This window comes from Porphyromonadaceae bacterium W3.11, assembly GCA_030434245.1.
Classification (GTDB): domain Bacteria; phylum Bacteroidota; class Bacteroidia; order Bacteroidales; family Porphyromonadaceae; genus Porphyromonas_A.
In genome coordinates this window covers 222,381-235,664 of sequence record JAUISX010000004.1, presented here as the reverse complement: position 1 = coordinate 235,664, position 13,284 = coordinate 222,381, and the positions used below count along the sequence as shown (strand labels likewise).

Sequence of the window (13,284 nt, the reverse complement as noted above, 5' to 3'; positions counted from 1 at the left end):
TTAATACTTAACTACTGAATTCTTTATCGTAAGTTGGGATATCTGTTGAAGAACTCCTCTTCTGTGATAATCTCTATCCCTAACTTTTCCGCTTTTTCCCGTTTACTAGGTCCCATTTTTTCGCCAGCCACCAATAGCGAGGTCTTACCTGAGATGCTAGAGATGGCTCGTCCCCCATGCTGCTCGATCAAGGTCTTAAGCTCTTCCCTCGAAATACTTTGAAAGACTCCACTGATGACAATGCTCATACCCTCGAGAGTGTTGCTAGATGCCGAATGCGACTCTGTGGCTTCCATCTCCATCTTAACGCCCTTAGCCTTTAGACGATCTATAATCACTTGGTTTCGTTCGTCTGAGAAAAACTCTCTTATGCTACTAGCGATCATTGGACCTATCGCGTCAATATCCTGTAGGTCTTGAAGAGAAGCCTTAGATAAGGCATCGATCGAACCGTAAGCATCCGCTAGCTGTGCTGCCACCGTGCTCCCAACGAGTTTTATACCTAACGCAAACAGGACACGGTCAAAGGGAACCTCTACCGAGCTCTCAATGCTTTTAACCAAGTTTCTAGCTTTTTGTTCTTTAAAAGAGGGTAGCCGAAGGAGCTGCTCCTCGGTCAGGTCATACAAGTCAGCACAGTTTTTAACGCCGAGTAACCTATGGAGCAGAGATATAGTGCGGGGACCGATGTTTATATCCATTGCCTTACGACCACAAAAATGCTCGATCTTCCCCTCAATCTGTGCAGGACAGCCCCATTCATTTGGACAAAAAGTACCCGCTTGATCATCCTGCTTTATCAGAGCAGTCCCACAATCTGGGCAATGGGTAGGCATAGCAACAGCCTCTCCCGTCTGCTCATCCCTTAGGTCATATCTAACTGCCGTTATCTTCGGTATGATCTCTCCTCCCTTCTCGACACTGACGAGATCCCCTACATGGAGATCTAGCTCGGCGATGATATCGGCATTATGCAGAGAAGCCCTAGACACCGTCGTGCCTGATAGCTGTACAGGCTCTAAATTCGCAACGGGAGTCATCACACCTGTACGGGCCACCTGAAAGCTGACACTCAGCAATCTAGTGATGGCTGATTCGGCATCAAACTTATAAGCCATAGCCCAGCGTGGTGACTTAGCCGTAGTCCCTAATTCTTTATAATAATTATAATCATTGACCTTGACGACGACCCCATCTGTGGCAATATCAAGCTCATGTCGATGAATGTCCCAATGGTCTAAAAAAGATTTAAGCTCCTCTAACGTATGACACACTTTAGAGTGACCATCCACTTTTAGTCCCATGTTACGCATGAGGTCTAACCTATCACTATGCAGCTCAGGAAGCCACTCTTCATCCTCACTAAGGAGGTAATAAAAGTAAGCTGTCGGACGTCGATTTGTGACAATAGCTGAGACGTTCTCCTTCGTTTTAATGGTTCCAGCGACTGCATTTCTGGGGTTAGCAAAAGGAGGTAAGTCATCCTCCTCTCGTTCCTTATTAATGCGCTGAAACTCACTCCATGGAAGCAAGATCTCGCCTCTCACTTCAATATATTCGGGGAGATGCTTCCCTTTCAGTCTGAGAGGAATAGATCTTATCGCCCGAATGGCTTCCGTAACATCTTCTCCAAAGGTACCATCACCTCTGGTTAATGCTTGATAGAGGAGACCTCTCTTGTAGATGACAGAAATAGAGGTGCCGTCAAACTTCAGTTCTGCGACGAGATCCACCTCCTTATCTAATATGCTTCGCACTCTACGATAGAAGTCCAAGGTTTCTTCCCAAGAATAACTATTGGCGAGGGATAGCATCGGGTATTTATGCCTGTGCGTTGTTCCTGTAGTTTGGACATTTTTGACAAACTCACTTCCTACCCTCTGTGTGGGCGAGTCTGGCGTGACCTTGTCGGGGTACTGCTCTTCTAGCTCTTCCAACTCCTTCATCAGCCTATCAAAATCTTGATCGCTTATGGAGGGGTCATTAAGGACATAATACTCGTATTCATATTGTACCAGCAACTGACGCAGCTGATCAATCCTATCATAATCTTTCTGGAAAAGCTCCATGCCTACAGTCTAATCATTAGTGGACTAAAAAATCCGAACTCACAGTGATGTTAATAACCTTTACTTTGCTAGAGGTATTGAATGTTCCTCCCCACGAGTAATCCTCCTCGGAATTCTTTCCAAGGATCTGAAATACACCCATGTTAGATTTACGGAGGCCTCCTAATGAGCTATTGCTCTCTTTTGCTATCTTCTTTGCTCTATTACGAGCATCTTCAGCAGCCTTGGCTAGCATCTCTAATTTTAAGTCCGCCAGTTTGGTGTAATAGTAGCGAGGAGAATTGCTTCTAGCAGTTACGTCTAGTTCTATTAGATCACCAACGTTTCTAGAGACCAATTCTACCTTATCCACATCATGGCTGGATATGGTTAGTGTTTGCTGAACATCATACCCTTGATGAACTTCGATGTATCTCTGCTGTTGATTGTCATAATATCCATTAGTACGCTCATTATACTCTACTGGGCCTACCTCTATAGATTCATTTGGTATCTCTTGACGAGAGAGGAAACGCTTCACGGTCTCTCGCTGACGTTCCACTTCGCGAAGACCCTGTAGAGGTGTAGGACTATTAGTGAGTATCGTGATGTTCCATACTATAAGGTCGCTGACAATCTCTTGTTCGGCACTACCTTTCACCGAAATTGTCTTTGGATGGTCATTTCTATGGAGTACTGTATAGCTACCAAGTCCTATAGCTATTAGGATGGTAGCAATGATTAGGATGAGTCCTATTAGTTTTCTTTTATCTTGATTCATGGGGGAAATGTTTATACAATTATTATTCTTACGACCTGTAAGATACGAATAAAAGAAGACTTATTCAGCTATGAATGGGACTGATTTTTTTCTAAAAGAAAGTTGACAAAATCTAATTTTTAATGTGTGGTAGAGCGTAACTCCTGATAATCTCCAAGTTATCCATTCATTCGCAATTTAATGAATAAATGCATTTCAAAAACGGGTAGGGGGTGATAAGTTTGGGACACAAATAGCGGTCGGCGGACGATGATAATAGATGACCTCTGTTTTCCAGAATTGGGTGCGTTCATTATCACGCTTTCTCGCATTTTAAGCCTTTGCCTTTTGTCTCATTTCCATCTTGATTAGAGTGTATGTTCGGGTTGTTATCGAGCAATAATACTTCTCATCAGAAGTAGGGCTTTTTTTTAAAAAAGTGATGCTTGCCTTGATGAGTTACAAACTGCTACTGAATCGTAAGAAATTACTCAGAAGAAGAACATCAAATAAAAGATTCTTCATCGTTGATGTCCATCCCTTTTTCTGAAAAGAGGAAGGTTTTGTCTGATATAAATACTGAATATCAGGGGATGTTAGGCTCTGAATATGGAATGGTTGGTGAATTGAGGTATTTAAATTAGATTTGTAGTAAGGGAGAGTTGTTTTTTTAAGGTCATAAGTAAATGGGAAAATATTATTTTGGCGAAGCTGTCATCCCTGAGTGGGCAGAACAAGATGCGGTAATTTTGGCGTGGCCTAATGATCGAATGGATTGGGTAGATTATCTTGAGATGGTTCATGCTTGTTATCTAGAGATCATCAGTGCTATCCTCGAGCATACACATGTGGTGTTGCTGGTTGATAGAGAGGATGATTTGCCTGTTGGTTTCATGCACAGATGGACTGAAAAGCCTCATAGTGTGATACTTATCAATGATTTTCTGCTCAATGACACCTGGATGAGAGATGTAATGCCTCTCTTTGGAATGCTTGAGGAGAGTAAAGTAGCCCGAGATTTTGGCTTCAACGGATGGGGGCTAAAGTTCCCTGCCAATCATGACAATACAGCAGTTCGACGGTTATTTAAGGAACGTACACTTTTCCATACTGGAGAGCAGGATAATGACAGCGTCGTCCTCTTACCCAAGCAAGACTATATATTAGAGGGGGGTGCTATCGAATCTGATGGTAGAGGGACACTTATGACGACTGACTCTGTTATTTGCGAAGCCAATAGAAATGTACTTTCTGAAAATCGTAACTATCAGATAGAGAGATTGAAAGAGGCGTTCGCTATTCACAATATATACAGCCTAGGCGTGCAAGCGATGCGAGGTGATGATACGGACGGACACATTGATACTCTGGCTCGTTTTATTGATGAGCACACCATCGTATATAACTATACAGAAGACAAGGACGATGTACACTATGACCTCATGCAGGTACTCCAGAAGGAGGTACAAGCTATGCTGGACATAGATAGCAAGCCGTATGAATGTGTTCCACTCCCCATCCCCTCGCCTATATTTGATGAAGATGGGATGCAACTTCCTGCGACATACGCCAACTTTTTAATTACGAATGGTGCTATTCTGGTCCCTATATATCAGGATCCTATGGATCAGGTAGCACTAAAAGTCATACAGGATTTGAAACCTGAATATAAGGTGGTGGGTATTGACTGCCGTGCCTTGATTCTTCAGCATGGTTCTTTACATTGCATTACCATGCAGGTACCTAAAGGTTTTCTTAACCCAAAATATTTATAAAACAATAGAGATGAAGATAGGACTAATACAGCAGCATAACACCGCTGCTATCGAAGATAATATGAAGCGCCTAGCGGCGGGAATTGCTGAGTGTGCCAAGCAGGGAGCAGAACTGGTAGTACTTCAGGAGATTCATAATGGGCTCTACTTCTGCCAAGTTGAGGATGTAAATATTTTTGACCAAGCGGAGACCATTCCTGGATTAAGTACAGATTTTTATGGGGCTTTAGCGAAGGAGCATCAGGTCGTGGTGGTCTTGTCGCTTTTTGAAAAAAGAGCTACAGGACTCTATCACAATACCAGTGTGGTGCTGGAGAAAGATGGAACAATCGCAGGGAAATATCGTAAGATGCATATCCCAGACGACCCAGCATATTACGAAAAGTTCTATTTCACACCAGGCGACTTGGGTTTCCATCCCATTGATACTTCTCTTGGTCGTTTGGGAGTGCTGGTATGTTGGGACCAATGGTATCCTGAAGCCGCAAGGCTGATGGCCTTGGCTGGAGCAGATATATTGATTTATCCCACAGCTATTGGCTACGAGTCCAGTGATGAGGAAGATGAACAAAGACGCCAGAGGGAGGCGTGGACTACTATCCAACGAGGACATGCTGTAGCAAATGGGTTACCAGTAGTTTCAGTGAATAGGGTAGGTTACGAACCAGACCCTTCAGGTATGACGAAGGGTATCACCTTTTGGGGACAGAGCTTTATCGCAGGACCACAGGGAGAGATTATAGAAATGCTCCCTACTGACGAAGAAGCGATAAGAGTCGTGGATGTTGACCTTAAGCGTAGCGAGAGGGTACGAAGATGGTGGCCATTCCTTCGTGATCGTAGGATTGACGCCTATGATGAAATAACAAAACGATTTAGAGACTAGAAGGATGCTTGAATTAATTAAGAATGACTCTTTTTTAGAACCCTATGAGGGTGTTATGGAGGAGCGAAAGCAAAAGGTCCTTCGGAAGGAGGCAGAGCTGTTAAAAGGTGGGGCTAGTGACTTAAGTGGCTTTGCGACAGGTTACCTATATTTCGGCTTACATCAGACAGATAAGGGTTGGATTATAAGGGAATGGGCACCAAACGCTCAGGCTATTTATCTACTCTGTGACTCGAGCCATTGGCAGAAAGAGGAGGCGTCCTCCTTCTCAATGATAGGCCATGGGGTATGGGAGCTGGAATTATCGGATGACCTTTTACATCATGGAGATCACTATAAATTACTGATCACCTGGGATGGAGGTGAGGGCGAGCGATTGCCTGCATGGACCAGATATGTGGTACAAGACCCTGAAACGTACATTTTTACAGCACAGGTATGGGCACCTGAGACTCCATACACCTTCCAATCACCACGTGCTGTGCTGAATGATGAGCCTCTTCTAATCTACGAAAGTCATATCGGCATGGCTACTGAGGACGAGCGTGTTGGCACGTATCGTGAGTTTCAGGAGAATATTTTGCCCAAAGTGGTTGAAAAAGGGTACAATGCCATACAATTAATGGCTGTGATGGAACACCCTTATTATGGATCATTCGGCTATCAAGTCTCTAATTTCTTCGCTCCATCTAGCCGCTTTGGCACGCCTGACGAGCTGAAGGAGCTGATAGACACAGCTCATAGCTTGGGGCTTATCGTTATTATGGACTTGGTGCATTCGCATGCGGTCAAGAACGAGGTAGAGGGACTTGCTAAATACGATGGGACCTATAGTCAATTCTTTCATGATGGAGAGCGACTCTTTCATCCTCAGTGGAATTCGATGTGCTTTGATTATGGCAAGAATGAGGTCCTGCATTTCTTATTATCCAATTGTAAATACTGGATAGAGGAGTATCAGTTTGATGGTTTTCGCTTCGATGGTGTTACTTCCATGCTCTACCTGGATCATGGATTGGGTAAGGCATTTACTAGCTATGATGATTATTACAATGGGGGGCAAGATGATGACGCCATTGTATATCTAACACTAGCGAACAAACTAGTACACGAGGTTTATCCACACGCTATCACGATAGCAGAGGAAGTGAGTGGTATGCCTGGGCTAGCTTTACCAATAGAGGGAGGTGGCTATGGCTTTGATTATCGATTGGCCATGAATATTCCAGACTTTTGGATAAAGCTCATTAAGGAGTACGAGGATGAAGAATGGAAGCCAGGTGAGATCTGGTGGCAATGTACCAATAGACGCCATAATGAGAAGAGCATCAGTTACGCCGAGAGTCATGATCAAGCTCTGGTGGGGGATAAAACTATTATTTTCCGTCTGATCGATCAGGAGATGTACTGGCACATGGATCGTGCCGATAAAAGTCTGGTCGTGGCAAGAGGGATTGCACTTCACAAGATGATTAGACTCGTAACCCTAACGACCATGAATGGTGGGTATCTCAATTTTATGGGCAATGAGTTTGGTCATCCTGAATGGATAGACTTCCCACGGGAGGGTAATGACTGGAGCTATAAGTATGCTAGACGACAATGGAGCCTTGAGGATAATGGATTCTTGAAATATGGGGAACTAGGAGACTTTGACAGGGCTATAATGGAATTTGTCAGAAGTATAGATCATTTCCACGAGTTACCAATGGCTCAGTTATGGGAGAAGTCGGACGATCAGATCTTAGCCTATAGCCGTGGGGATTATCTCTTTGTTTATAATTTCCACCCCTCTAAGTCTTTTGTTGATTATCAGATACTAGCTCCAATAGGTAAGTATCGCATGGTGCTCTCTTCTGATGAAGCACGCTTTGGTGGACAGGAGCTTGTAGATAGGGCTATAGATCACCTTACGATGTATGACAGAGAATATGAGATCTATGGTCATGAATGGCTAAGTTTATATATCCCAGCCCGTACCGCGATGATTTTTCAAAAAGTAAAGGAGTAAAGTATGAATAGTTTACCTGAGTTATACCCTCTTAGATTTCATGCCGCTTTCGAGCGAAAGATATGGGGCGGCAATCGAATATTTAAGTATAAGGAACTTCCCTCTCCATACCCAGATATTGGTGAAACGATGGAGATCTCTCCTCTTCCGGGCTATGAGTCCACGGTATCAACTGGAGAACTAGCAGGAATGAAGCTTACAGAAGTTGTGGCTGCTTATGGTAAAAAATTATTGGGTACGCATGTGTTAGAGAATTACGGGGGCGAATTTCCTCTATTGGTGAAATTGATAGATGCACACGAAACACTAAGCGTCCAAGTACATCCTTCAGATGACCACGCAGAGAAGCACCACAAGAAGGGGAAATGTGAGTCGTGGTACATACTGGGCAATACCGAAGATGCTAAGATATATGCAGGATGGGCTGAAGCCATAGACCCTGACGAATTGCCCGAACGATGTAAGGATGATCGTATTATGAACTGTCTAAAGGCCTACAGTCCTAAGGAAGGGGATCTCTTTTACCTCCCAGCGGGAACGATTCATACCATCGGTGCGGGATGCTTATTGATGGAGATACAGCAGGCGTCTGATCTGACTTATCGTATATATGACTTTAATAGAAAAGGTAGTGATGGAAAATGTCGTGACCTGCATCTACAGGAAGCGATAGAGGTCTTGAATTACTCGACAGAGGATATCCCATACGTACCCTCTGATCGTGAAGTGAAGGAGCAGAGAAAGACTCTATTAGAGACCCCGTACTTCAATATTGGAGTACTCTCTTTTTCATCACAATATTTATACGAGTTGGAGGAGAGAGACTCCTTCACTATTCTTTTTGTTGACCAAGGAGAGGTCATGATGGAGTATCCACATGGTGTAGAGCAACTACGAAAAGGGGACTTTCTTTTGATACCAGCGTCTCTGAAGACTTGTAATTTGATGCCTATCTCAGAGTCGGTTAAGTTAGTAGACTGCTATGTCCCAGGATGCTAATCAATATCTTCTAAGCAAAGAACTGCTCAGGTTCGTCTATGATCATCGAGAGGATGATGTGCGACAATTGGCTTTTCACAAGGATAAATACCCTGAGATTAATCTTTCAATAGCATTGGATGCCATACAGGCACGGCAAAAATTAAAGAAGAAATTTCCTGACTGGGCCGAGCAACCAGATTTTTTCGTCCCTCACAGCGTCATGGTGGAGCAGGCTTCTAGTCTCGAGACCGCTAGGTATAAGGAGCGGTTCATACAGGATAAGTCATGGGTGGTCTTAGACTTGAGTGGCGGTTTGGGTGGCGATAGCTATGCTCTTTCGGAGAAAGCTGGCACCGTTCATTATATGGATATATCGGAGGAGCGTACAGCAATTGCTGAGCACAACTTCAAAGTACTCGGAAGAGATAATGTCATCTGTCACTCAGGGGCTGCAGAGCATGAGGGTCTCAATCTTGCGGAATCTATCCAACCGGATCTCATATTTATGGATCCAGACAGACGCCCAGAGCACAAGGGAAGGGTCTTTTTATTAGAGGATGCACTGCCTGACATCACAGAGTTGTTGCCCCGCTTGATGACGTCGGTTCCAAAGGCAGAGCTGCTAGTCAAGCTCTCACCTGTCATTGACTTAGACTACCTAAAGGAGCGATTACCCATTAGGTTTGATATCCATATGTTAGGCGTACGACGAGAGGCCAAGGAGCTGATCCTACATATTCACCCCGGTGCTAGTTATGAACAGTATGCGGTAGAGATGTTAGGAAATCACACTATGATTCTTCACGGTACTAAGCTGAGGAATGAAATTGCCATCCAGAGTGAGATCGGGCAGTATATGTACGACCTGTATCCCACTATTGCTAAGATAGGACTTGAGCATTTCTATCCCAATCTAACGCTTTGGAAACCAGATAGACACACACATCTGTTCTTTAGTGAGAGTTTGATAAGGGACTTCCCTGGTAGGACTTTCAAAGTACTTGAGCATAATATGGGGGACAGACGTTGGCTGAAACAGGTGTGCAAAGAACCCCTACACCTCGTCGCTAAAAACATACCTGTACAGACTGATCGGCTACGACAACAATTTAAAATTCGTGAGGGAGGCAATAAGTTTTTATTCGCTTTTGGTAACGTAGATAAAAAAACGCAGTATGTCCTCGCTGAAATAGTGACTGAGGATATAGAATAAAGATATTGTATAGTAACGACCTTCATAAAAAATGAGTATCTTGCGTGACGAAAAAGGGAGGTGATACATTAGCATATATTGGTTAATCTTTGTGTGAATAATAAGAATGGGAAATATTATTGATGAGATAAATAGACTGAAGAAGGAGAAAAATGCGGTTGTCCTAGTTCATTACTATCAAAAACCTGAAGTACAGCAGATAGCCGACTATCTAGGAGACTCACTCGGACTCTCACAGCAAGCAGCTCAGACTGATGCCGATATAATTCTCTTCTGTGGCGTGCATTTTATGGCCGAGACCGCTTCAATCATCTCACCAAATAAGAAGGTACTAATACCCGTAGAAAATGCGGGGTGTACATTAGCTGAGAGTGTGACAGCGGCGGGGATTAGGACTTGGAAAAAGAAACACCCCGATGGATTAGTTGTCAGTTATGTAAACACTACTGCTGAAGTGAAAGCAGAGACCGATTACTGCGTGACATCAGCTAACGCACTAGAGATCGTCAAACGTTTACCTCAGGGACATCCAATCCTATTTGGCCCAGACCGTCATCTAGGAGGGTATATTCAGAAAGTAACCGGCCGAGAGATGGATATATGGCAGGGGGCTTGCTATGTTCACGAAAAAATTACGGCAGATCTCGTTCGTTCATTCCTTGATAAATACTCTGATGCAGATCTGCTGATCCATCCAGAATCCGAGGCATGCCTTCACGATGATATCCTAAATCACCCTCGTGTTCAAGTTGGCTCCACCGCATTCATCATGAAAGCACCACAAAGGAGTGATAAGAAGCAATTCATTATCGCTACAGAGCTAGATACATTGACCGAACTAAAGAAGAACTACCCTGATAAAGAGTTTATCCCCATACTACCAGAACAAACATGTGAGTATATGAAGTTAATATCTCTAGAGGACGTAAGAGATGCTCTGCTTTACGAAAGGTATGAGGTGAAAGTGCCTACTGAGATAAGAGACAGAGCCATTATAAGCATCCAGAGAATGATGGAGTAATAAGCTTATCGGTAGTTACATCATAACAAAAAGAGCTATTGTCCGCAGACAATAGCTCTTTTGTTATATTAAAAACAACACCTCCTAGGTGAAAAATGATTTATTATTAATGACTTAGGATCACTCATCATCCAAATGAGTGAGTAGCATACGAGGGCAATAATCGTCTAAGAAAGAAGATTTGATTAATCTTCCATCTGACGAAGTTGCTGTACGTAGCGAGCTTTTTCCATCTTGCGACGCTTAACAGCAGAAGGCTTGATATAATTACGACGAGTACGTAGCTGACGCATAGTACCTGTACGATCAAACTTTCTTTTGAATCTCTTAAGCGCTCTTTCAATGTTTTCGCCTTGTTTAACTTCTACAATAATCATAAATTCTCAGTTGTGTTGTACTAATTATCTATATAAAAAATATCCTTATTCGCGATCCCTTAATGCAAGGATCATCGAATTAGGACTGCAAAGTTAATCATAAAATCCGAATTATCAAAGCATTGGCATTCATATTTATAGCTTTAAGTGTACTTGCTAAATCCTGCCTCCTGTGGATGGGTGTATATGGGAAAGAGGGGGTTAGTTGGATTTACCTCAGGGTAAATTCTTCTGGTTCTTGACGATTTAGCACATGGAGGCGTATATCTGTATCGCAATTAACGCCACATGACTGTAGTGCATCTCTCATCGTGGATAGAGCAAGCTCTGGCTTGTTATTTTCCATACTAATATGGCATAAGGCTAGGAAACGCAAGTCCTTATGGTAATGAGCGGCTATAGTCTCGGCAGCGATGCGATTACTCAGGTGTCCTAACCCGCTGCATATCCTCTGTTTGAGGTGGTGTGGATAAGGGCCAACCTTTAACATCTCATCATCATAGTTGCTTTCAAAGATTAGATAGTTGGCTTTAGAGATGGCCTCAATAATATCAGGGGTAATATGGCCTATGTCCGTACTCAATACGAAGTGTCCATGAGGGGTCTCAATCGAGTACCCTACATTATGAGTAGCATCGTGGGGGACTTCAAAGCTAGTGACAGCGAGGTCTCCGATTGTGACTTCGCAACCTACTTCCATGATCCTAAGATAGGCACTTAGGTCTGGAGAACTATATCTATGGTATAAGAGTGAGCGTGCAACAGCGTGTGATGTATAGATGGGTACTCCCAGCTTATAGGCTAGACGTATAGCTCCTCTCGTATGATCGGCATGATCATGAGTGATAAAAATAGCACGGATCTTTTTAGTGTCAATAGACATTTCTCGAAAATGCCTGAGCACACGCCGGATACCAATACCAGCATCCAATATTATGCTATCCTCTCTCGTTGAAAGGATGTAACTATTGCCACTACTGCCACTGCCTAGGCTGATAAACTTCAGCACGTTGTCAGTAGAAACTTGATTAAATAAAGGGCCTATTCCGTTATTGTTTGATAAATCCACTCTTATACTACAGGGAAAGCTCTCCTCTTAAGCTTGTTGCCATGCCCCTCTTGACTTCCTCAACACTCTGGCAGTTGCCCAATAGGAACATTAGCTTAACAATGGTCGCTTCTGTGGTCATATCATACCCACTAACAACCCCTGCTTTGAGTAAACTTTGTCCCGTCTCATAACGGTTCATTTGTACTTTCCCCTTCAGGCATTGTGTGACATTTACAATCACAATCCCGCGATCAATGGCTTCCTTGATGACATCCAAGAAAGCTCTGCTAGATGGAGCATTGCCACTTCCATAAGTTTCAAGAACCACCCCCTTTAGTTTAGGACTCTCAAAAATAGTCCTAAGTCCCGATTCCGAGATCCCAGGGAATAATCTCACGACTAATACGCTTGGATCAAGTTTCGTGTGTACTTTGAATGGTGTTCCTTTTGGTAATCGTGGTAGCATCAGCTGCTCATCATATTCGATCTCGATCCCAACAGAAGCTAGCTTAGGATAATTAGGGCTCTCAAAAGCTAAGAAATGATCTGCCGAGGTCTTAGAGCTTCGATTACCTCTGAGTAATTGATTGTTAAAGAACACGCAAACCTCTTGCACGCATGGGTCACCATGCTCATTTTGAGAGGCTGCAATTTCTAAGGAAGATAATAGGTTCTCACGTCCATCAGTACGTATTCGTCCAACTGGCAATTGTGAACCGGTTAGGAGCACAGGCTTTCTAAGGCCCTCAAGCATAAAACTCAGGGCACTCGCAGTGTAAGCCATGGTATCAGTTCCATGCAGAATCACAAATCCATCATACTTGTGATATTCATTTTCGATAACCTCGGCTATCTTAACCCAAAACTCAGGTCCTACATCACTTGAATCGCATGGAGGTATCTGTGTATTTATACTGATATCAAAGCTAAGTTGCTTAATCTCTGGTACTTGCTGCTCTATATAGGCAAAGTCAAAGGCTTCGAGTCCCCTAGTTGTGGGATTCTCAATCATTCCTATGGTTCCACCTGTATATATAAGCAGCACATGAGGGCTCTTATTCATAATAGTTTTGCCGCCTAGGTGTGTGGTCATATTATGCTGGTTAAGCATTTTTTACTTACGACAAAGATAGCGAAACACTTTCATACATTCAATACTTT

Annotated in this window: 11 protein-coding genes; 6 read left to right on the top strand and 5 right to left on the bottom strand. The window is 43.3% G+C overall.

All coding sequences use genetic code 11. The annotated features are described in order from the left end of the window. Nucleotides 1-23 precede the first annotated feature (23 nt). On the bottom strand, nt 24-2,069 hold the full coding sequence (gene ligA / locus QYZ87_07605) for an NAD-dependent DNA ligase LigA (protein MDN4754392.1): 2,046 nt from the start codon (nt 2,067-2,069) through the stop codon (nt 24-26). Nucleotides 2,070-2,085: 16 nt separating this feature from the next. Next, entirely contained in the window at nt 2,086-2,829 is a 744-nt protein-coding gene (locus QYZ87_07600; GenBank protein MDN4754391.1) for an SIMPL domain-containing protein, read from the bottom strand. Nucleotides 2,830-3,494: 665 nt separating this feature from the next. Here QYZ87_07600 and QYZ87_07595 point away from each other — a divergent pair. The 6 genes from QYZ87_07595 (at nt 3,495) to nadA (ending at nt 10,695) form a co-directional block, all read left to right on the top strand. Next, entirely contained in the window at nt 3,495-4,583 is a 1,089-nt protein-coding gene (locus QYZ87_07595) for an agmatine deiminase family protein (GenBank protein ID MDN4754390.1), read from the top strand. A gap of 10 nt (nt 4,584-4,593) precedes the next feature. Next, entirely contained in the window at nt 4,594-5,469 is an 876-nt protein-coding gene (locus QYZ87_07590) for a carbon-nitrogen hydrolase (protein MDN4754389.1), read from the top strand. Nucleotides 5,470-5,473: 4 nt separating this feature from the next. Next, the gene (locus tag QYZ87_07585) at nt 5,474-7,480 is read left to right on the top strand and encodes an alpha amylase C-terminal domain-containing protein (protein MDN4754388.1); all 2,007 of its coding nucleotides are present in this window, start codon (nt 5,474-5,476) and stop codon (nt 7,478-7,480) included. 3 nt (nt 7,481-7,483) lie between these two features. Continuing rightward, entirely contained in the window at nt 7,484-8,479 is a 996-nt protein-coding gene (locus tag QYZ87_07580; GenBank protein ID MDN4754387.1) for a class I mannose-6-phosphate isomerase, read from the top strand. Then, the gene (locus QYZ87_07575) at nt 8,463-9,674 is read left to right on the top strand and encodes an SAM-dependent methyltransferase (protein ID MDN4754386.1); all 1,212 of its coding nucleotides are present in this window, start codon (nt 8,463-8,465) and stop codon (nt 9,672-9,674) included. Before QYZ87_07580 ends, QYZ87_07575 begins: the two co-directional genes overlap by 17 nt. Before the next feature lie 106 nt (nt 9,675-9,780). Then, complete coding sequence (nadA, locus tag QYZ87_07570; protein ID MDN4754385.1) at nt 9,781-10,695, top strand: quinolinate synthase NadA; 915 nt, start codon at nt 9,781-9,783, stop codon at nt 10,693-10,695. Between the two features lie 185 nt (nt 10,696-10,880). Here the strand turns inward: nadA and rpsU are convergent, their stop codons facing one another. The 3 genes from rpsU to QYZ87_07555 all read right to left on the bottom strand — a co-directional run bounded on the left by rpsU (nt 10,881) and on the right by QYZ87_07555 (nt 13,216). Beyond that, nucleotides 10,881-11,072, bottom strand: a complete 192-nt coding sequence (gene rpsU, locus QYZ87_07565) for a 30S ribosomal protein S21 (GenBank protein ID MDN4754384.1) — start codon at nt 11,070-11,072, stop codon at nt 10,881-10,883. 211 nt (nt 11,073-11,283) lie between these two features. Next, nucleotides 11,284-12,141, bottom strand: coding sequence for an MBL fold metallo-hydrolase (locus QYZ87_07560; protein MDN4754383.1), 858 nt, complete (start codon nt 12,139-12,141; stop codon nt 11,284-11,286). A 7-nt stretch (nt 12,142-12,148) separates the two neighbouring features. Then, complete coding sequence (locus QYZ87_07555; protein MDN4754382.1) at nt 12,149-13,216, bottom strand: type I asparaginase; 1,068 nt, start codon at nt 13,214-13,216, stop codon at nt 12,149-12,151. Nucleotides 13,217-13,284 lie beyond the last annotated feature (68 nt).

What these genes read in the sequence shown, in the direction of transcription:
- QYZ87_07585 (MDN4754388.1), top strand. Translation starts at nt 5,474, where the DNA reads ATGCTTGAATTAATTAAGAATGACTCTTTTTTAGAACCCTATGAGGGT.
- QYZ87_07580 (MDN4754387.1), top strand. Translation starts at nt 7,484, where the DNA reads ATGAATAGTTTACCTGAGTTATACCCTCTTAGATTTCATGCCGCTTTC.
- ligA (MDN4754392.1), bottom strand. Translation starts at nt 2,069, where the DNA reads ATGGAGCTTTTCCAGAAAGATTATGATAGGATTGATCAGCTGCGTCAG.
- QYZ87_07590 (MDN4754389.1), top strand. Translation starts at nt 4,594, where the DNA reads ATGAAGATAGGACTAATACAGCAGCATAACACCGCTGCTATCGAAGAT.
- nadA (MDN4754385.1), top strand. Translation starts at nt 9,781, where the DNA reads ATGGGAAATATTATTGATGAGATAAATAGACTGAAGAAGGAGAAAAAT.
- rpsU (MDN4754384.1), bottom strand. Translation starts at nt 11,072, where the DNA reads ATGATTATTGTAGAAGTTAAACAAGGCGAAAACATTGAAAGAGCGCTT.
- QYZ87_07595 (MDN4754390.1), top strand. Translation starts at nt 3,495, where the DNA reads ATGGGAAAATATTATTTTGGCGAAGCTGTCATCCCTGAGTGGGCAGAA.
- QYZ87_07575 (MDN4754386.1), top strand. Translation starts at nt 8,463, where the DNA reads ATGTCCCAGGATGCTAATCAATATCTTCTAAGCAAAGAACTGCTCAGG.
- QYZ87_07555 (MDN4754382.1), bottom strand. Translation starts at nt 13,216, where the DNA reads ATGACCACACACCTAGGCGGCAAAACTATTATGAATAAGAGCCCTCAT.
- QYZ87_07600 (MDN4754391.1), bottom strand. Translation starts at nt 2,829, where the DNA reads ATGAATCAAGATAAAAGAAAACTAATAGGACTCATCCTAATCATTGCT.